The organism is Desulfomonilia bacterium (genome assembly GCA_036567785.1).
Taxonomy (GTDB): Bacteria; Desulfobacterota; Desulfomonilia; order UBA1062; family UBA1062; genus DATCTV01.
On sequence record DATCTV010000045.1, the window covers coordinates 1 to 16,981 of the forward strand.

A 16,981-nucleotide genomic window follows, 5' to 3' on the forward strand; every position below is an offset into this window, starting at 1 on the left:
GAACCCCCATGGAAACCTTCCTGGAAAATCTGCCCTTGGCAAAAGACAAAATCTTGGATATGAAGTTCGATCTGGCAGCTTAAACTTAATCGTACAAACATCCCCTCGGAAAGGAGAGCTGTCAGATCAGGTCGGAGCTACTACAGATGAAAATATGAATAAAACGTCCCTATGTATATCACCTGAGCGCAGCAATCGGCTGTATTGCGTTTGTCATGCGTTCTTTTGATAATGTGAAGCGTACCTGTCTATTACTTCCCTTATCATTTTCTGGTAAGAAGTCTTCTGCAATTTAGCCTGTTCTTTAAAGAAGTTGATGCTGGATTTCTTCAAAGAAATGGTAACTTTCACATTATCTTCTTTCAGTATTAACTTGTCCGGGGGAGGCAGCAAGTCTTTGACTACTCTCAGATCACCCATAGGTTCTTCTGTATATTTTTTCATGGGCGTCTCTTATGAAACATCTTAATTCATTCAAGGCTTGATAATAGGACTGAGCTTGTTAAGTATGTCCGGCAAATCTTTTTCAACTGTTTCCCAAACAATATCAACATTAACCTTATCATAGGAATGGATAAGAATATCTCTCATTTCTGTAAGTTGCTTCCATGGAACCTCCGGGTGAGCATTTCTGAAATCATCAGGAATTCTCTTTGCCGCCTCTCCTATTACTTCAAGGCAGCGTATAACTGCATATTGAGTTTTTCTATCCTTGCTGAAAGCCTCTTTATTCATTCCTGAGGTGAACGAGATTGCATCATTCGCCATAGTGAGGATATCCAGCAGATGGGCAAGTTCACGCTGCATAAAGAACCTCGCTGGAAGACAGTATTGAATCCCGCCTTATGTAATTTGAGCTTTCTTCAATGCTTTTTTTAATCACAAGGTCAATGTCCCTGCCGAAAATAGCTTTCAGCTCGTCCTTCATCTCAACGATATTGAGAAGCGAATAGTTAGAGCCTTCGCCAAATGAAACGAGAACGTCAACATCGCTGTCGGGCTTGAAATCATCTCTCAAAACAGAGCCGAAAAGTGAAAACTCCTTAACATTCCATTTCCGGCAGAATGCTTCCACTTTCTTTTTCGGCACCCTTATTCTTGGTTTAATCATCAGCTCAACTCCGCAGTCTTAATGAACCATACAATGGATGTTAATGTATTGTGAAATATATAGCATGAGTTGAAGAAACACAATCAAGTCTTAGCAGGAGACGTCCATGGGCAACCTTAGGGACTCCCATAAATAATTGACTTATTGGTCTGGAAAACATTGGATTCCGATTCTCGCCAGGATGATCCTATACAAAATTCGCCTGGCCTTGATTCTTAACAGATTGATTGATCTGTCCCGAATCAAGGCCGGACACCAAGCAAGTCTAATCCGATGTTCCTTTTTTTATAAAAGTGTCGAACCAGTCCTTCTGGTCAAGGACGCCGTATATGAAAGTGCCTCTATGGTTGGCGTCATCCCCTGCATAAACCGCTTCAGCCGAGGCTCCTCCTATTGTTTTTTCATACTCGACGGGCAGGGTCGCCACATAAGGCGGCAACACCTCATCGATCTTGCCGTAATAATAGCGGCTTGGGGTTGCATATCGCCAGTTATAGGGCTGATTGTCCTGAAGCTGTTTATAAAAACGGTTGCCGACTATTGAGCTTGCCGATGCAAAATCGGGATCAAGGAAATCTTTCGTAGTTGCCGGGAATACTTTGGATGCCTCTTCCCAGCCTATTCTGTTCTTATAAAAATCACCGGCAGTCTGCCGGTACTGGGTTTTGATCGCAGCACTTGAAAGTCCCTGAAGGCCATAATAATTTTCATAAGAATTTATTAGCAGCGTCACTGTTCCTACAATCCAGGAGACGTCCAGTGGTGAAGGGTTGTTGATCCAGCGGGCCATCATCACATAAAGATCATTGGGCGTGCTTGCGGTTGCCGATGCTTTAACCGGTATACCCAGGCTTTCAAGTTTGTTCCTGAATACCATAGTGCTCCAGGCTCCCTGGGACCAGCCGCTCAGGAACAGCTCACCCTGTTCTATTTTCAGGTCGCTGCAAACAGCGCGAGAAGCGAAAAGCATATCCAGACAGGCCTGCGAGGTGCTGTCCTTTACCATGTAGCTGTCAGGTTCGTTTGAGTCGCCTTTTCCGATGTAGTCGGCGCCGATTACGATGTAGCCGTCACCAGCGCAGCGTGCTATCAGCAGCCTGGTTTCCATTGATTCTTCGGGATTGGATGGAACTTCCGTCCTGGAGAAAACCGTTCCATGCTGATAGGAAACCACAGGCAGTTTTTTCAAAGCTGTTTTTGGAACAGCCACAAGCCCGGAGGCAATTACCGGCCGGTTGCCTTTTTCCGGTATGACGGTGTTGTAAACTACTTTATAAAGACTCACGGAATTCTTTGCAGGAGGGAATTTGATTTTGAAACTGCTGAACTCGGAAAGCTCCGATGTCAGAATTCTGTTAAGCCTTTCAACGCTGTAATCGCCTATATGCCGATAGCTGACCCCGCCGGTTACCTGTTTGTAGCTGTCACCGGCCAGGGCTTCAGTAAAAAAACCAAGGATGAGAAACTGGGCAATGATAAAAGAATACCACGCGATGTGAATGGTCCGGTTTCTAATATTTCCCTTTTTCATGATTACCTCCTGAAATGTATGTTTTATATTTAATAACAACCGTTTTCCGGAAAACAAGAATGAGTAAGAAAGGCATAAGAGCTTTGATCCCGGCATAATGAATGAATAGCGCATAGCATCGATTCTTAATGGAATGATTGATCTGTCCCGATTCTTGGCCTGATAACATTTTGACACAGGTACCTTTCGCTGCTGGCATAATAGAAATCAAATGATATATTGGATAGAGATGTGCAGGCAAAAATTGGTGATACAAGCTACAGGAATCCGATTTTTTGTGTTATTAACTCAACAAAGAATTATTCATAAGGAGAACAGAATGATATCGATGAGAAACCGAACGCTGCTTGCAGGGCTGTTGATTTTGTTCGTCAGCATGACTTCATGCGTCAAGAAAATCGAAACTGATCTGAAATCGAAACTCGAGACACGGCCTGCGTGGCCTGAAACCCGCTTCATCGTTATGTCTGACCTGCATTATTATGACCCGGCATTAGGCATTTCAGGAAAGGCCTTTCAGGAATACGTTGCTGACGACCGCAAACTTCTCAAAGAAAGTCAGGAGATACTGACTCAGGCAATATCAGATGTCTCAAAAGAAACCGCCGATTTCGTGATAATCTGCGGAGATTTGACCAAGGATGGCGAAATGGTCACACATACGGCGGTAGCCCGTTATCTTGGAATTCTGAAACAATCCGGGAAAGCCGTTTATGTGATTCCGGGCAATCATGATGTGGCAAATGGCATGGCCGTCAAATATACAGGGGACAAGAGCGAACGGGTTCCCAATATCAGTGCGGAGCAGTTCACAGAAATCTATGCGCCCTTCGGGTATCAGGCGGCTCTGGATCGGGACCGGCATTCCTTGAGCTATCTGGCCGAGCCGAAGCCGGGTTTGTGGCTTTTAGCCCTTGATTCCTGCCGCTGGAAAGAGAATCCGGCTCAGGGCCATCCGGTAACGGGCGGGGTTTTTTCCGCGGATACCATGTCATGGATCAAGGATATCCTTACCCGTGCCAAGAATGAAAACAAAGCAGTTCTGGCCATGATGCATCATGGCGTGCTGGAGCATTATCCCACCAATGAAAAGAACTATCCGGAATATCTCGTAAAGGATTATGATAAAATAGCACGGATGTTTGCCGGATACGGCGTACCCCTTGTTTTTACAGGTCATTTTCATGCACAGGACATTACGGAGAAAACCTATGAAGGCGGCAAGCTCTTCGTGTTCGATGTGGAGACCGGATCGCTGGTCACATATCCATGCCCCTACCGAATTGTCACTATTACAAAGGATCAGCAGGCGGATATCCAATCGCGTTTCGTCATGTCGATTCCCTCTCACCCGAATGATTTTCGCGAATTCGCAGAACGCTATGTATATGAGGGCACCATCAATATGGCAAATGATGCATTGACTGGCTATCATGTCGCGCCGGCCGATCAGAAAATCATCAGTCCGCAAATATCACGGGCGTATGTAACCCATCTGAAAGGTGACGAACAGAAGCCGGCGGTGGTCCGGAACACCGATGGATTATCTCTGTGGGGCAGCTTCATTTTCTTCATGCGGGGAAGCCTGATTGAGGGCTGGTGGACCGATCTGCCGCCTCAGGACAATCATGTGAATATCAACTTGATTACGGGCGAGGTATCCTGAACCGGACCGGTACCTTAAAGAAAGCATGTTAAAAGGATAGAAAAGATTTCAGGCCCTGAACCTTGACAGATTGAGTAGTTGTTATTGTTCAGGGCCTGACGCTAATCGTCCCTTTTAGCTGATTCTTTTTTTGCGAGCGCGTCTTCGTTGATTGCATTAAGGCGTTCCGGAACGGTCGAGGGTTTCATGGTCGCCAGGCTTATGAAGACGCCGGATTGCGTTGCCGTGACCGCGGTTTTTCCGTTTACGATTATTTCCATGCCTGCGGTCCATTTGGGAGAATCGAAACATTCCATCCATATACAGCCCGTGACATTATCCATCATGCGGATAGGGCGTCTGTAATTCAAGGTGATCGACCCTGATTTTTCATATATGCCGATCAGCCTGAATTTGTTTCTCGTGTCGTCTCAGTATATGAAAATGAGACCTTTTTAAAAAGAAATTCATCGTTTCGGATCTTCCCGGTTAACGGGGGCTTTGCGCCGTAAACCCTGGCATATATATTCTTGACACACGATACCCCTGCACGTATATTCAAACTCATCGAAATGGATATCTTCTCAATACAAATCCAAGGAGCCGATTCTTATGAATAAACATTCCGTTTCCGTATTGACCGTTCTTTATGCCGTAACTGTCTTCTTAACGCTGGGAATACAGCCGGCATTGGCCCAGCAGTACGATATCGTTATTCATCAAGGCAGAGTCGTCGATCCGGAAACCAACCTCGATGCGGTTCGCGATATCGGCATCAATGGCGGAAAAATAGCCGCTATAAGCGAAGCGCCGCTTCACGGCAAGAAAAACATCAATGCCCGCGGACTGGTTGTAACACCGGGATTCATTGACCTTCATTGTCACGCGATAAACGTCCCGTCAAACTGGATGCAGGCCTTCGATGGGGTAACGACGGCGCTTGAACTCGAGGCCGGATCGTTCCCGATAGCCAAGGCGTATGACGTGGCTGAGAAAAAACATCTTCCGCTGAACTACGGTTTCAGCGTTTCTTGGGCTATGGCCAGGCTGCAGGTGGTCGATCACGTCGAGCTGGACGGAACGTTCGAGACCGCCCTGAAGAATTTCGGTCAGCCGGGATGGGGCAAATTGTTGCCGGAAGAGACTTCCCGCGAGGTTGTCGCCGCAATTGAACAGGGGCTGAATGAAGGCGGTTTGGGGATAGGGCTACTGATCGGGTATGCCCCTGATTCGAACCGTGAAGAGTATCTTGCCGTAAACCGTCTTGCCGCAAAATACGATGTTCCCACCTTTACGCATATCCGGCCGAGCTACGAATACGAACCGGATGGGGCCATGGAAGGTATTCTTGAGGTGCTGGGGGTGGCGGCCGCCACGAGCGCCCATATGCACATCTGCCACATAATCAGCTCAACCGTGCACAAGGTTAATGATGCGCTCGATGCCGTGCACACGGCCCAGCGCCAGGGCCTGAAAATAACAGCCGAGGCCTATCCGTTCGGGTGGGGATCGACGGCGATCGGCTCGCCGTTCTATGATCCGGCGAATTTGCCGCGCATGGGCATCGGCCCCTCTGACATCTATTATGCCAAGACCAACGAGCATATCGCATCCGTTGAACGTTTGGCCGAGATTCGTCAGAAGGACCCTGGCGGCCTCGCTGTTGCGCTCTTCCTGGATGAAAACAAACCTGACCAGATGAAGTTTATCGACGACTCCATCCTGAGCCCGGATATGATGATCGCATCGGATGCCATGCCGTACACCATAGACGGGCGCACAGTAAGCAGTGATGTCTGGCCGCTGCCACATGAGGCGTATGCACACCCGCGGTCTACAGCAACCTTTACACGCGTGCTTGAGCGTTATGTTAAGGAAAAGAAGGCCATGACCGTGAGCGAATTCGTCCGTCGTGCGAGCCTTCTTCCCGCAAACCTGGTGGCCCTGGCCGCGCCCGAGGCGAAGCGAAAAGGCCGGCTGCAGGTGGGCATGGATGCAGACATCGCCGTCTTCGACCTTGACGGGATCAAGGTAAGGGCCACGTATGAAAATCCCCGTACCCCATCGTCAGGAATGCGCTATGTCATGGTGGGCGGACGGTTTATTATCTCCGACGGGAAACTGCTCACCGGTGTCCGTCCGGGCCGCCCGTTGCGCGGACCCACCCGCTGATCTCCTTGCAAAGGAAGTCATTTAATACAACTGTTTGTATCGTTCTGACTTGATCTGGCAGCTCCTTTTTCTAAGGAGATGATTGTACGATTTAGATTGAGTTTATCTATTACACCAAACTCTTTATTCGTGTCTCAAAGCCTCAATTGGGTCAAGCCTGGCAGCCTTCAGCGCCGGGAAGTAACCGAATATCACTCCTACAGCGGCTGAAAATAAAAACGCAATCACCACGATTTCCAGGTTGAAAACAAACGGAACCTTAAGCAACGAAGAAAGCAATATAGAACCGACAATGGCAAGGATGATTCCCGTAAGCCCGCCAAGTGAGGACAGCACTACCGATTCAACCAGAAACTGCATCAGTACCTCTTTTTCAAAAGCGCCGATGGCGAGACGGATTCCGATTTCACGGGTACGCTCAGTCACGGAAACAAGCATGATGTTCATGATGCCGATACCTCCCACAAGAAGGCTGACTGCGGCAACGGCGCTCAATAGCCCGGTCATCATCTTGGTGGTTCCGGTGAGCATGTTAATGATCTCCTTCATGTCCATTACGGTGAAGTTGTCATCGTCACTGTCCGAGAGGTGCCTGCGTTCACGCATCAATTGCGTGATGTCGGTTTTCGCCTTTTCTGTAGAAACACCCTCTTTTATTGAGATTTGGATAAGGTTTACGTCCTGGTTTCCTGAGATGCGCCTCTGATATAATGCAAGCGGTATGATTACGATGTCGTCCTGGTCCGTGCCCATGGAACTCTGGCCTTTTCCCTCAAGAACACCCACTATTTCGCAGGTGAGCTTCTCAAGCCTGATTCGTTCTCCGACCGGGTCCTGAGAACCGAACAGCTTCTTGCTCACTGTCTCGCCTATGATGCAGACAGGTGTACCTATGCGGATTTCGCTGTCGTTGAACTCCCGGCCTTCTTTTATCTGCCGGTTTGTCACTTTAAAATACTGGTTATTGCTTCCGGTAATCTGTGTGGTCCAGTTCTGATTGCTGAAGATCGCCTTGACCGAAGTCGTTGAAACAGGCGCAACAGCCGACACTGAATTTATCTCCCTGGCAATCGCTTCCCCGTCCGAGAGCTTGAAAGGGACGGTACTTGAGGATTGTCCGGGACCAAGACGCTTGCCCGGAGTAATCATCAACATATTGCTTCCCATGCTGCTGATCTGTTCTTTGACTTGTTCGGTCGTGCCATTGCCAAGGGTCACCATTGTGATGACGGCGCCGACCCCGATTATAATGCCAAGGATGGTGAGAAATGATCTCATCAAGTTTCTTCTTATATCACGAAGGGCCAGTAGTATGGTGTTCCACAGCATGATGAATTATCTCCTATTGTAATTATCGGAGTCAACGAGTCCGTCCACGAAATGGATTATACGTTTTGCATATTCCGCCATATCTGGTTCATGTGTCACCATGACGATGGTCATTCCGAGATCGGTGTTGAGTCTTATGAGAAGGTCCATTATTTCTTTGCTTCTGGCTGTATCAAGATTTCCTGTCGGTTCATCAGCATAAAGAACCATTGGTTCGGTCACTATTGCACGGGCGATGGCGACACGCTGCTGCTGTCCGCCGGAAAGTTCGGCCGGCGTATGGGACTCCCATCCATTGAGTCCGACGGTTTCAAGGGCCCCCAATGACTTTTCGCGCCTGATGCGTGCTGATTCCCCCCGATAGATTAGCGGAAGTTCCACATTCTCAAGGGCGGAGGTACGGCCCAGCAGGTCATAACCCTGGAATACAAACCCGAGATAGAAACGCCTCAAGCGTGTGCGCTGGGCACGGCTCAACCTTCCGACATCTACGCCTTTGAAGCTGTATATTCCGCTGCTCGGCGTATCCAGGCAACCCAGGATATTCATACACGTGGATTTTCCCGAACCGCTGGGCCCCATGACTGCAACGAACTCGCCCTTATCGATGCTGAGGCTGATGCCCCTCAGCGCCTGCATGGCAGCCTGGCCTTTGCCGTATGTCTTGGTGACGCCTTTAAGTTCTATCAGAGGGATCGATGCTGATCCGTTATTGTCCGGCATGTTCATTTCACCTTGGTGATTGTGTCGACCACCACCGCAGTACCCGGTTTTAGGTCTGTGCTGATGATCTCCGTCAAATTGCCGTTTGTTGCTCCGGTCTTTACCGGAACAGCCTTAAGGGATCCATCCTGAACTATCCATACCTGCTGTTTCTTTCCTTCTCCTGATGAGTTTTGATCGCGACTGGATGACTCTTTGGGCGGATGGGGTAACAGTGAACCCACAAGGCCGCCTGAAGAGGATGTCTTTTCTGTATCTTTATTTTCCTCAGGAGGAACAAATCTGAGGGCGGCGGTTGGTGCCAGCAAGGCCTGTTTCACCTCGTTGACCTTAATGTCTGCCGTAACCGTCATGCCGGGCCTCAGACTCAGGTCGGAGTTGTCGACTTTCAGGACCGTTTCGTAGGTCACAACGCCTGACGTGGTCGATGAACCGTAATGTGATTTTGTTATACGGGCCGTAAATATCCTGTTTGGATATGCGGAAACGGTGAATGTCGCATCCTGGCCTTCTTTGATTTTGCCGATATCGGCCTCGTCCACGTTCACATGCAGTTCCATCTTGGTCAGGTCCTCGGCTAACGTAAACAATACTGGAGTCTGGTAAGAGGCCGCAACAGTCTGACCGGGTTCGATGTCGCGTTTAAGGATGACTCCATTGATGGGCGAGCGGATTATTGCCTTGGAAAGATCCGTCAGGTTCGAATCAAGTTTTGCCTGTGTTTCAGATACAGCAGCTTTCGCGCTTGCCAGATCAGCCTTTGCTCTATCATAAGATGCCTGTGCGGAGTTCATTTCCGTCTGGGATGGAACCTTATTGTTGCTCAATTTTCTCACATTCTGGTACTGTACAAGTTTATCGCGTGTTTCGGACAGGGTCGCCTGGGCCTGCTCAACCTTAGCCAAGGCTGACTCAAGAGAGGCCTTGGTCTGCGTGGCCTCTGCCTTGAGTTTCGTGGTATCAATCTCTGCCAGGGGCTGGCCTGCCTTGACCCTGTCGTTGTAATCCACCAAGACCTTCTTTATGGTGCCGGACAACTCGCTGCCCACTTCCACTTCGTTCGTAGGCTCAAGGGTTCCGGTTGCGGTTACTTTCACTATCAGATCGTTTCGCACTATCTTCTCTGTCTTATATTGAAGCGGCTTGTCGTTTGACGTACCTTTGATAATCACTATAACTATGACCAGAACAACCAGAACTCCGGCTATAATAACCCAGCGTTTGATCTTATTTGTGTTCCCTGATTTATGTCCTATCTCCAGTACCTCATTGATGTTTGCTTCAGTATTTGTATTTATTTCCATATTTCATCTCCCTGATGATCGTTTAGGATTTTGTTCCTTCTGATGTCCATCCCCCGCCGATTGCCTTATATAGCCGGACGACATCCATGGTTATATTTCCTTCAGACTGTGCCAGATCGTCCTCAAGAGATAAAAGAGAGCGTTCAGCCACAAGCACATCGGTGAAATCAGTCAATCCGGACTGGTATTTATACTGCGTCAGCTCAACCGCCAGTTGCGCCGACTTGACCGCCTCGACCAAAGCATTTCTCCGGTTTTGCTCCTGAGCATAGGCTGTGATTGCATTTTCAACTTCTTCCAATGCTTCCAGAACGGCAGTCTCATAGTCGCAAAGGTATTGCTCCTGAATGGCTGTCTGGACTTTTATATTCTGGCGTATGGATCCGGCCTCGAAAATCCTCCATGAGATAAGACCGCCACCGCTTGCGGTCTGGTTTCCCGGCGAGAATATCTTGTTTATCGACAATGCTTCAAGCCCTATCGAACCATCAAGAGTAAATTTTGGATAGAGTTCGGCAGTTGCAACACCAATTTGAGCGGTCTGTGAGGCTAAATCGCGTTCAGCCTTCCGGACATCCGGACGTTGTCTGAGGACGTCGGCCGGCACCCCAACTGCAATATTCGACGGCGCCAATGGTATAGGTTGATGATTCTTTATCTCTTTCTGCACCTTGCCGGGCTGTTCGCCGATAAGTACGGCGAGGCGATTTGCCGCTTCTTCAAGGCCGGTGTACAAGGGAGGAATTTCAGAGAGTGTGGCTTCCCGGTTGTATTTGGCTTGCTGAACCGCCAATTCGTCGGTAAGTCCGGCCTGATATCGCCACTGGGTCAGCCTGAGAGTTTCATCCTGTGACTTCAAATTGGACTCCATAACGTCTATCCTGGACTGGTATGTCCGGGCATCCAGATAATTCAAAGCTACTTCCGCAAGTAATGAAACGAGAACATCCCTCTTGTTCTCGACGCTTGATTGGAGGGAAGCATCTGAGGCTTCAACGGAACGACGTACGCCCCCGAATACATCAAGTTCCCAGCTGGCGTCGAATCCCAGTGAAAAAAGGTTGGAAGTGATTCCACTGCCGGAATTTTCACTGGTGCTGCTGCGATTGCCGCTGCCGGATGCATCAACTGTTGGATAATATCCCGCCTTGGCCATGTTCCGCTGTGCTCGGGCTTCATGTATACGGGCTTCAGCCTTTTTCAGGTCAAAATTATTGGCGACGGCCCTGTTTATAAGGCTTGTGAGTTCCGCATCATTAAACACGGTCCACCATGAAGCAAGATCCTTCTGATTGATTGCGCCATCGTTAATTCCGTTTTCAAGCGGAGAATGCCACTTGCTGTTCGTTGATATATCCGGCTTGACATAATTAGGGCCCACTGATGGGATCGAGGCACATCCAAAAAATACAAGCGCTGAAAAAATTCCTGACAGATATAAAATGCCACGGTGAAAAATCTCTTGTTGGATATGGATCATATGCTAGCGCCTCCTGGATGAACTTCTCTTTTGTAACGATTTTGTCGATTCTGCTTTTCTTGATTTCTTTGCATCAAGTACTGCCCTTATGCCACCTAATGAAAATGTAATGACATGCTCGATATAGTCATTGATATCATTAAGGCTTGTTGGTTTGTTGCCCTTGTCAGCGTTTTCACCACGTCCCCAGTTTGTTACAGCAGGGTTCACACATTGGCTAAAGATGCTGATTTCGCAGAATTGAACCTGCGTCTCGGAGACATCGGGGCCAAGTAGTTCACGGATGACCAAATTCAACCTCGCCTGCATGGGCTGGATCTCCTCATGGATTACATGTTCTAAAAGTCCTGTCGGGCTGGCCATTTCCCTCTGAACAATCATGAATTCCTTGTTGTTCTCGTCAGAAAAACGGTTGAGGAGTGCTTTAATTTGACCCTTAAGCCTTTCTTTTGGAGGTGCATTTTCGTTGACGCCGCCATCTGGCGGATGGTCTCTTAGCGCCTCCTTGAGGGATTGCCTCCATGCTTCACGGTACAAGGATTCCTTGTCGCCGAAATGATAATTTACCGCTGCAGTATTAGCTTGGGCTCTGGCGCAAATTTCTGCAATGGTTGCGTCGCGGTAGCCTTTCACTGCAAAGACCTCGGCTGCCGCCTTAAGAAGTCTTCCTTGCGTTCTTGCCGCATCCTCTCTCTGTATCTTCATAAAGCTCCCTAATTAATAATTTAATATGATAATTAAAATATATATTTGAAATAGTCAAGTAAAATATTACGAGCAAGGAAACCAATGAAATTGTTTGTCATTTTGATAAGATCATGAGGATATTTCGATAGACGGGAATAAGCATATTTAGCCGGTTTGTGGTATCAGATGTGATAACCGGGAAGTTATCAGGCTAGATAAAGAATTAAAATCTCTATCGTCAATTCTTTTTCAACCTTATACTGTACAGTTCTTTTGTGGCACATCACATTCCGGATTAATTCATCACCGTATTTAAAAGCTGAATTCGTGAACATATCGATCAGGTCAGCCAAAACTTTGCTCGTTTAAGATAAGATTATAAAAAGAGCTCAGCATATTGTTATTTTTTATGTCACGGAATCAATCTATCTTCGCACCAGTCTTCCAGATCCCAAGACCCGCTGGTTTTTGTGAGCGTGGCCGTTGAATCGTCAAAAGTAACGGTAATTTCCACAATTCCGTCATCGTCGGCGTCCTCGTCATCTTCATTGTCAGCGTATATCGTCAGGGTTCCGTCAGTCCAGTAATAATCGCCTTCATCACGTGTTATGGATGTACCGTCGATCTCGTAACTCACATCATTGATGCTGAATGTGCCCGAGACTTCATCTATCGAATCTGAACCCTGCTCAATATAGAAGGAAGAGAATGTGAGATCGAAGGTTTCGTCATCGTCCGTGTCATAAACGCTCACCGAACCTTTGAGCGTGAGCGACGGGTAGTCGGAGTCGGCATCCTCAACCTCAACGGTGAAGGAGGAGTAATCGGCCTCGTAGCCGTCAACATTGCATGTGGTGGAGAGAGATGAGGCCTTGATGGTTCCCTCGGTTAATGAAAGTTCTCCCGAATCGCTTTCTATCGTCGCCACCAGATCGATAATTTTTAATGTACCGGAATAATCAATACCGTTGTTTGTAAAACCATCCAGTTTGATATTCGCATCGAGATACCAGGAATAAGTCGACTTCTCATCGAAATATATAATTCCGGAGCTTATACCGTCCGGTATGTCATAACCCTCGTTCTTGAGGGTGATGAGATTGACACTCGCAGGCAGTTCGTCGTTTGCGGCATAGTAATCATAAAGGTAATCCTGAACACCTCCTTCCGTTATCGCCACGAAAGCGTTTACCAGATTGTCATAAACGATCTGGCGCATGGGTTCATCCGGATTGGTACATGCATAAGATAGAAAAAGTGCCGTATCATAATCGCTGCTGGTGGATGAATCGTCTCCGCATCCGGCCAGGAACAGTATGACCAATAAGGTTGCAAAGGGGTACGCCAACCTGGATATAAAATCTTTCTTCCTGTTTATTTTACAATAAGATGTAATCATTTCAGCTCCTTTATTTTTAGCCGCCATTTTCTTGACCATATGAAAAAGTCATGCTCTTTTCTAGCCCGGCAGTAGCGGGATTTACAAATAAGAGGATCTTTGGTTAGCTTTGCTCATTTATTTTGAAGGAACAGATGGACACGGCCCAGAAGGCTTCATGTTCAGTTTCTTCTGGATATCATCGGCCTGCTTCTTTGTGATCACTCCCGCCGCGGCAGCCTGCGTTACGAGTTTCGCCGTCTGCTTGTCCATTGCGGTACCAAAAGCCTCCGGTGCAACCCCGTATGAATTCAATATCGCCTGAGGCGGGCTGCTTATGAGCATCTGCCTGATATTCTCCTGGGATAAACCGGTAAGCTCTGCAAGGACATTTGTCTGAATTGCCTCGTTTAGAAGTTTGATTCCGGGATTGACAGAAGAAGGTATCCCTACATGTGACGGTGGAGCCATAAACGAATCGGACATCCGAGGGGGTCCTCCGGGCTGATCAAATCCAAATGCTGCTGCTGAAAGAAAGACGCAATATGCGAGAACCATTATAAACGATATATGATGTTTCTTCATACGTATTCCTCCTTTATGGATTAATTCATTTCTCTCACAAGACTGTGAAGATATTATGGAAAAAATATGTATTTGCTGTGTAACACCAGGAAATAAGTCCGGAGTCTTCGACAGATTGAACAGTTATCCAGTATTAAGGTCGAATGCTAAGGATTTCTATATTGATGAAGATTCGACAGAATACCATAATGCGAATGATTGATTGCATGGAACACTTGATTGCTTATAATGAAGATCGATAGTGATTTCGTCATAAGGCCTGATAGTGTATTATAGTCATTCGGAAAATTGTTCAGGGAGTCATGTTATGAAATTGATGAGGTGTTACTAAATAAGATCCCCGGCGTTTCTGGCGTTATGTGTTATCGCGGCTTTCTTCCTTCACGGATGCAACGAACAAGCCGCTTTCAATCCTGATTATAAGCTAATTTCAAGCGGTTCGTTCATGCAGGACAAGAATTATTACCTGCTAACCGTTTTTCAGAAGGATGCGCGTGTAAGGGGCTGTATCGAAAACGATGATAATCTCGCGGCCATCAGTGCCGGACAGGAAAGCCTGTTCCTCTTGGCCGCCCGGACATGTGCAGGCGATATAGACTGCTGAGCATCCGCCTTGCTCTTTACAGGAGAGCAGACATCGCAGATATCGGATGACCTTTGCCGGGTCTTCGGCAGACCCATTGCCTCCCGGACATTGATATAGAAGCATATGAGGCCGTCAGGCATGTTTCAGCTTCATGCGTCCGAGACGAACGGGTCGTTTATCAAAAACTCGTGGCTTGATACTATTCATGGGCTTGAGATTGACTTCGATTCGTATGTAAAACACCTCGCACCCCGGGACACTGGATAAAATCATGAAAGATGTCGACGCGTAATCGCCGGAGGGGATGCTCTTTTTCGAACCGCTGCTCAAGGTATGCATTGCCGCAATGATTGAACAGGGCAGGGATGAATCCGCCCGATACGAGCCTCTTGCAGACGGCGAGCACAAAAAGGCGCTTGAGAAGATGGCGAATATCGACTGGGACGACTACGAGTATCCCCTGCTCATCGTTCCATGCTATGGACCGGATGAAGAGGGTATCGCCCTTAGTACTTATGGCAAGATAAGGTGTCAAGCTGCGGTCAGAAGATACCATGAAGGAGTCGCCCCGTTCATACTTACGTCCGGAGGGCACGTGCATCCGGACAGGACCCCGTACTGCTAGACCATGGGAATGAAGAAATATCTAATTAACGAGCTTGATGTCCCAGAATATGTGATCCTTGTCGATCCCCATGCTCGGCATATGACGACGAACCTTCGCAACGCCGCACGCATAAGTTCCGCAACAAGATACCGACGGAGAGGCACTCGCTTGTCATTACAAACACGTTCCAGAGCTTTTTCATTACCTATATGATCGACGAGCGGTGCCTTGAGGAACTGGGCTATATGCCTTATCTTGAGGTCAGGATGATATTGCTTTGCGAAACGTTCTTCCTGCACGATATGACATCGCTTTATGCAGACCCCAGCGATCCGCTGGATCTTTGATTAGGAAGCGGAATCAGGCCGCCCGCCTTTGGTGTTAATGCATCATCGTCTGAGGCAGAGGCCTGCGGGTATCCAGCCGCATCATTCGTCCGGAGTCTTCAGGATGAATGCCACCGAGCTCTTCACTCTGCCGGGTCTGCCCGCGAATCGGTCGTATTCGTTTGCCAGTCTTTTCGCGCTGTTTATTGAAGCCAGCTTTCGTACCAGTGGATCTGCACCCTCAACTATTCGGTTCTTGATGACATCTGTGCCCTGCTGTCTTACCTGCGAGATGCCTGTTTTCAGTTCAAGCGTACCTGCCTCCAGCTTTTTTGAACCGTCGATCATGGCAAGCGAGCCCTTATTCAGCTGAGAGATTCCGTCTGCAGTGACCCTGATGCCCGGGAATTCCTTGACCGGAGGGGCCTCCTTGCCCTGCTCCTTCAGGAAGGCGAGTATGTCGTCGGGGAAGGGGCCGCCATTCGATGCGAGATCGAGAAGTCCCTTCTGAATGTCCATGTAACGCTTGGCCTTTCCGGCTTCGCCGGAGACGACCGGAATTTTTGTAAGAGGTGTTATCTTTTCTCCCATACCCTCGCTTATTCTGGCCGCTCCGCCGATCATTTCAATCTGGGCGTTCGATGCGAGGATCAGGTCCGAGGTTCCCCTGTTGACCTGTGTGAGGGCATCAAGCATCTGCTGCTGTCCGTCGGCCAGCTGCGATGCGCCGTTTTCAAGCCTTGTGAGATAACCCCCTACCGAATCCACGCCTGAGTATATCTGGTTAAGCTTTCCCTCCAGATCTATCTCGGGCAGCGCCGGAAATTTAGGGATGACAGTGAAAAGTATGGACGGGATCTTAGCATTATTGATGTCCGAGGTGAGCCTGACACTGGCTTCGGGGTAGGGGAAACACATCCAGTTCATCTTCATGGTATGGCCCACTACTGCATAAGCGCCGTCGGGAGCGGATATGTTGTTGAACTGGCTGATGTCCAGGTCCGTACTCACCATGACGACAAATGGCACCTGAATATATTCGCTCGCTTTGATGAGTTTCCCGGTGCCGATCTCTTTATATGTGAATTCCCTTAATTCGCGTGTACGGTTCCTAATGTTAATGGTCATCTCCAGCCTGCCGCTTCTGCCGCTTATTTCACTTCTCGCTACAGGCTTTCCGTTGAGTTTGTACTTAATGTCGAATGTTACGGGCAGGTCCCTGGAAGTTGTCCCGCTATAGAAGATATCCTTAGCCGGGGCCGTGAATGTGATGACCCCTTCCTGGGAAACTGACGGCGTTTCGGAGCCCTGGATATTTTTTATGCCTTTGAGCGCCGTGGCATCCTGTGCGGGGCCGCGGCTGTCCGTACGCAGCCAGGTGACGACCTCGGTTTTCTGAGGCTTGCCGTGAGAGTCCAGGCTCACATACACTGTTTCGTTGCGCGATATGGTCTGAGCGTATGCGCTTAAAGTCGTGATCAAGAAGATGAAGATGGTGATGATGATTTTTTTCATCG

The 16,981-nt window shown here is 48.2% G+C and carries 19 protein-coding genes; 4 read left to right on the forward strand and 15 right to left on the reverse strand.

The genetic code is table 11. The features are described from left to right. Nucleotides 1-213 precede the first annotated feature (213 nt). The 4 genes from VIS94_13190 to VIS94_13205 all read right to left on the reverse strand — a co-directional run bounded on the left by VIS94_13190 (nucleotide 214) and on the right by VIS94_13205 (nucleotide 2,642). The gene (locus VIS94_13190; GenBank protein HEY9162025.1) at nucleotides 214-444 is read right to left on the reverse strand and encodes a CopG family transcriptional regulator; all 231 of its coding nucleotides are present in this window, start codon (nucleotides 442-444) and stop codon (nucleotides 214-216) included. A 30-nt stretch (nucleotides 445-474) separates the two neighbouring features. Then, on the reverse strand, nucleotides 475-807 hold the full coding sequence (locus VIS94_13195; GenBank protein HEY9162026.1) for a DUF86 domain-containing protein: 333 nt from the start codon (nucleotides 805-807) through the stop codon (nucleotides 475-477). Beyond that, nucleotides 797-1,111 carry a nucleotidyltransferase family protein gene (locus VIS94_13200; protein HEY9162027.1) on the reverse strand — a complete coding sequence of 105 codons (315 nt, stop codon included), beginning with the start codon at nucleotides 1,109-1,111 and terminating at the stop codon, nucleotides 797-799. Before VIS94_13200 ends, VIS94_13195 begins: the two co-directional genes overlap by 11 nt. A 265-nt stretch (nucleotides 1,112-1,376) precedes the next feature. After that, entirely contained in the window at nucleotides 1,377-2,642 is a 1,266-nt protein-coding gene (locus VIS94_13205) for a hypothetical protein (protein HEY9162028.1), read from the reverse strand. Between the two features lie 319 nt (nucleotides 2,643-2,961). Here VIS94_13205 and VIS94_13210 point away from each other — a divergent pair, with 319 nt between their 5' ends. Further along, nucleotides 2,962-4,308, forward strand: coding sequence for a metallophosphoesterase (locus VIS94_13210; GenBank protein HEY9162029.1), 1,347 nt, complete (start codon nucleotides 2,962-2,964; stop codon nucleotides 4,306-4,308). 101 nt (nucleotides 4,309-4,409) lie between these two features. On the opposite strand, the gene VIS94_13215 is transcribed toward VIS94_13210, so the two are convergent. Then, nucleotides 4,410-4,658 carry a hypothetical protein gene (locus VIS94_13215; GenBank protein HEY9162030.1) on the reverse strand — a complete coding sequence of 83 codons (249 nt, stop codon included), beginning with the start codon at nucleotides 4,656-4,658 and terminating at the stop codon, nucleotides 4,410-4,412. Nucleotides 4,659-4,899: 241 nt separating this feature from the next. On the opposite strand from VIS94_13215, the gene VIS94_13220 reads away from it, so the two are divergent. Continuing rightward, a complete protein-coding gene (locus VIS94_13220) occupies nucleotides 4,900-6,459 on the forward strand; it encodes an amidohydrolase family protein (protein ID HEY9162031.1) in 1,560 nt (519 codons plus the stop codon). A 123-nt stretch (nucleotides 6,460-6,582) separates the two neighbouring features. Here the strand turns inward: VIS94_13220 and VIS94_13225 are convergent, their stop codons facing one another. The 8 genes from VIS94_13225 to VIS94_13260 all read right to left on the reverse strand — a co-directional run bounded on the left by VIS94_13225 (nucleotide 6,583) and on the right by VIS94_13260 (nucleotide 14,671). After that, nucleotides 6,583-7,788: an ABC transporter permease gene (locus VIS94_13225; GenBank protein ID HEY9162032.1), complete on the reverse strand. Its 1,206-nt coding sequence runs from the start codon at nucleotides 7,786-7,788 to the stop codon at nucleotides 6,583-6,585. Nucleotides 7,789-7,794: 6 nt separating this feature from the next. Continuing rightward, nucleotides 7,795-8,511 (reverse strand): ABC transporter ATP-binding protein, encoded by a 717-nt coding sequence (locus tag VIS94_13230; protein ID HEY9162033.1) that lies wholly within the window; start codon nucleotides 8,509-8,511, stop codon nucleotides 7,795-7,797. 2 nt (nucleotides 8,512-8,513) lie between these two features. Continuing rightward, entirely contained in the window at nucleotides 8,514-9,815 is a 1,302-nt protein-coding gene (locus VIS94_13235; protein HEY9162034.1) for an efflux RND transporter periplasmic adaptor subunit, read from the reverse strand. Nucleotides 9,816-9,837: 22 nt separating this feature from the next. Then, on the reverse strand, nucleotides 9,838-11,295 hold the full coding sequence (locus VIS94_13240; protein HEY9162035.1) for an efflux transporter outer membrane subunit: 1,458 nt from the start codon (nucleotides 11,293-11,295) through the stop codon (nucleotides 9,838-9,840). 3 nt (nucleotides 11,296-11,298) lie between these two features. Further along, nucleotides 11,299-12,000, reverse strand: a complete 702-nt coding sequence (locus tag VIS94_13245) for a CerR family C-terminal domain-containing protein (protein HEY9162036.1) — start codon at nucleotides 11,998-12,000, stop codon at nucleotides 11,299-11,301. Nucleotides 12,001-12,394: 394 nt separating this feature from the next. After that, nucleotides 12,395-13,381 (reverse strand): hypothetical protein, encoded by a 987-nt coding sequence (locus VIS94_13250; protein ID HEY9162037.1) that lies wholly within the window; start codon nucleotides 13,379-13,381, stop codon nucleotides 12,395-12,397. Nucleotides 13,382-13,498: 117 nt separating this feature from the next. Then, a complete protein-coding gene (locus VIS94_13255; protein HEY9162038.1) occupies nucleotides 13,499-13,945 on the reverse strand; it encodes a hypothetical protein in 447 nt (148 codons plus the stop codon). A 480-nt stretch (nucleotides 13,946-14,425) separates the two neighbouring features. Beyond that, nucleotides 14,426-14,671 carry a hypothetical protein gene (locus tag VIS94_13260; GenBank protein HEY9162039.1) on the reverse strand — a complete coding sequence of 82 codons (246 nt, stop codon included), beginning with the start codon at nucleotides 14,669-14,671 and terminating at the stop codon, nucleotides 14,426-14,428. Between VIS94_13260 and VIS94_13265 the strand changes: the two genes are divergently transcribed. Both VIS94_13265 and VIS94_13270 read left to right on the forward strand, forming a co-directional pair. Continuing rightward, nucleotides 14,670-14,798, forward strand: a complete 129-nt coding sequence (locus tag VIS94_13265; GenBank protein ID HEY9162040.1) for a hypothetical protein — start codon at nucleotides 14,670-14,672, stop codon at nucleotides 14,796-14,798. The genes VIS94_13260 and VIS94_13265 overlap by 2 nt on opposite strands. 37 nt (nucleotides 14,799-14,835) lie before the next feature. Next, nucleotides 14,836-15,156 (forward strand): hypothetical protein, encoded by a 321-nt coding sequence (locus VIS94_13270; GenBank protein HEY9162041.1) that lies wholly within the window; start codon nucleotides 14,836-14,838, stop codon nucleotides 15,154-15,156. On the opposite strand, the gene VIS94_13275 is transcribed toward VIS94_13270, so the two are convergent. Both VIS94_13275 and VIS94_13280 read right to left on the reverse strand, forming a co-directional pair. Continuing rightward, on the reverse strand, nucleotides 15,153-15,437 hold the full coding sequence (locus tag VIS94_13275; GenBank protein ID HEY9162042.1) for a hypothetical protein: 285 nt from the start codon (nucleotides 15,435-15,437) through the stop codon (nucleotides 15,153-15,155). The genes VIS94_13270 and VIS94_13275 overlap by 4 nt on opposite strands. A 129-nt stretch (nucleotides 15,438-15,566) precedes the next feature. After that, nucleotides 15,567-16,979 (reverse strand): hypothetical protein, encoded by a 1,413-nt coding sequence (locus tag VIS94_13280; GenBank protein HEY9162043.1) that lies wholly within the window; start codon nucleotides 16,977-16,979, stop codon nucleotides 15,567-15,569. Between the last annotated feature and the right edge of the window lie 2 nt (nucleotides 16,980-16,981).

Coding starts and splice junctions, on each gene's coding strand:
- VIS94_13200 (HEY9162027.1), bottom strand. CDS start 1,111: ATGATTAAACCAAGAATAAGGGTGCCGAAAAAGAAAGTGGAAGCATTC.
- VIS94_13205 (HEY9162028.1), bottom strand. CDS start 2,642: ATGAAAAAGGGAAATATTAGAAACCGGACCATTCACATCGCGTGGTAT.
- VIS94_13265 (HEY9162040.1), top strand. CDS start 14,670: ATGTTTCAGCTTCATGCGTCCGAGACGAACGGGTCGTTTATCAAAAAC.
- VIS94_13190 (HEY9162025.1), bottom strand. CDS start 444: ATGAAAAAATATACAGAAGAACCTATGGGTGATCTGAGAGTAGTCAAA.
- VIS94_13195 (HEY9162026.1), bottom strand. CDS start 807: ATGCAGCGTGAACTTGCCCATCTGCTGGATATCCTCACTATGGCGAAT.
- VIS94_13270 (HEY9162041.1), top strand. CDS start 14,836: ATGCTCTTTTTCGAACCGCTGCTCAAGGTATGCATTGCCGCAATGATT.
- VIS94_13245 (HEY9162036.1), bottom strand. CDS start 12,000: ATGAAGATACAGAGAGAGGATGCGGCAAGAACGCAAGGAAGACTTCTT.
- VIS94_13250 (HEY9162037.1), bottom strand. CDS start 13,381: ATGATTACATCTTATTGTAAAATAAACAGGAAGAAAGATTTTATATCC.
- VIS94_13240 (HEY9162035.1), bottom strand. CDS start 11,295: ATGATCCATATCCAACAAGAGATTTTTCACCGTGGCATTTTATATCTG.
- VIS94_13220 (HEY9162031.1), top strand. CDS start 4,900: ATGAATAAACATTCCGTTTCCGTATTGACCGTTCTTTATGCCGTAACT.
- VIS94_13230 (HEY9162033.1), bottom strand. CDS start 8,511: ATGCCGGACAATAACGGATCAGCATCGATCCCTCTGATAGAACTTAAA.
- VIS94_13235 (HEY9162034.1), bottom strand. CDS start 9,815: ATGGAAATAAATACAAATACTGAAGCAAACATCAATGAGGTACTGGAG.
- VIS94_13260 (HEY9162039.1), bottom strand. CDS start 14,671: ATGCCTGACGGCCTCATATGCTTCTATATCAATGTCCGGGAGGCAATG.
- VIS94_13225 (HEY9162032.1), bottom strand. CDS start 7,788: ATGCTGTGGAACACCATACTACTGGCCCTTCGTGATATAAGAAGAAAC.
- VIS94_13210 (HEY9162029.1), top strand. CDS start 2,962: ATGATATCGATGAGAAACCGAACGCTGCTTGCAGGGCTGTTGATTTTG.
- VIS94_13280 (HEY9162043.1), bottom strand. CDS start 16,979: ATGAAAAAAATCATCATCACCATCTTCATCTTCTTGATCACGACTTTA.
- VIS94_13255 (HEY9162038.1), bottom strand. CDS start 13,945: ATGAAGAAACATCATATATCGTTTATAATGGTTCTCGCATATTGCGTC.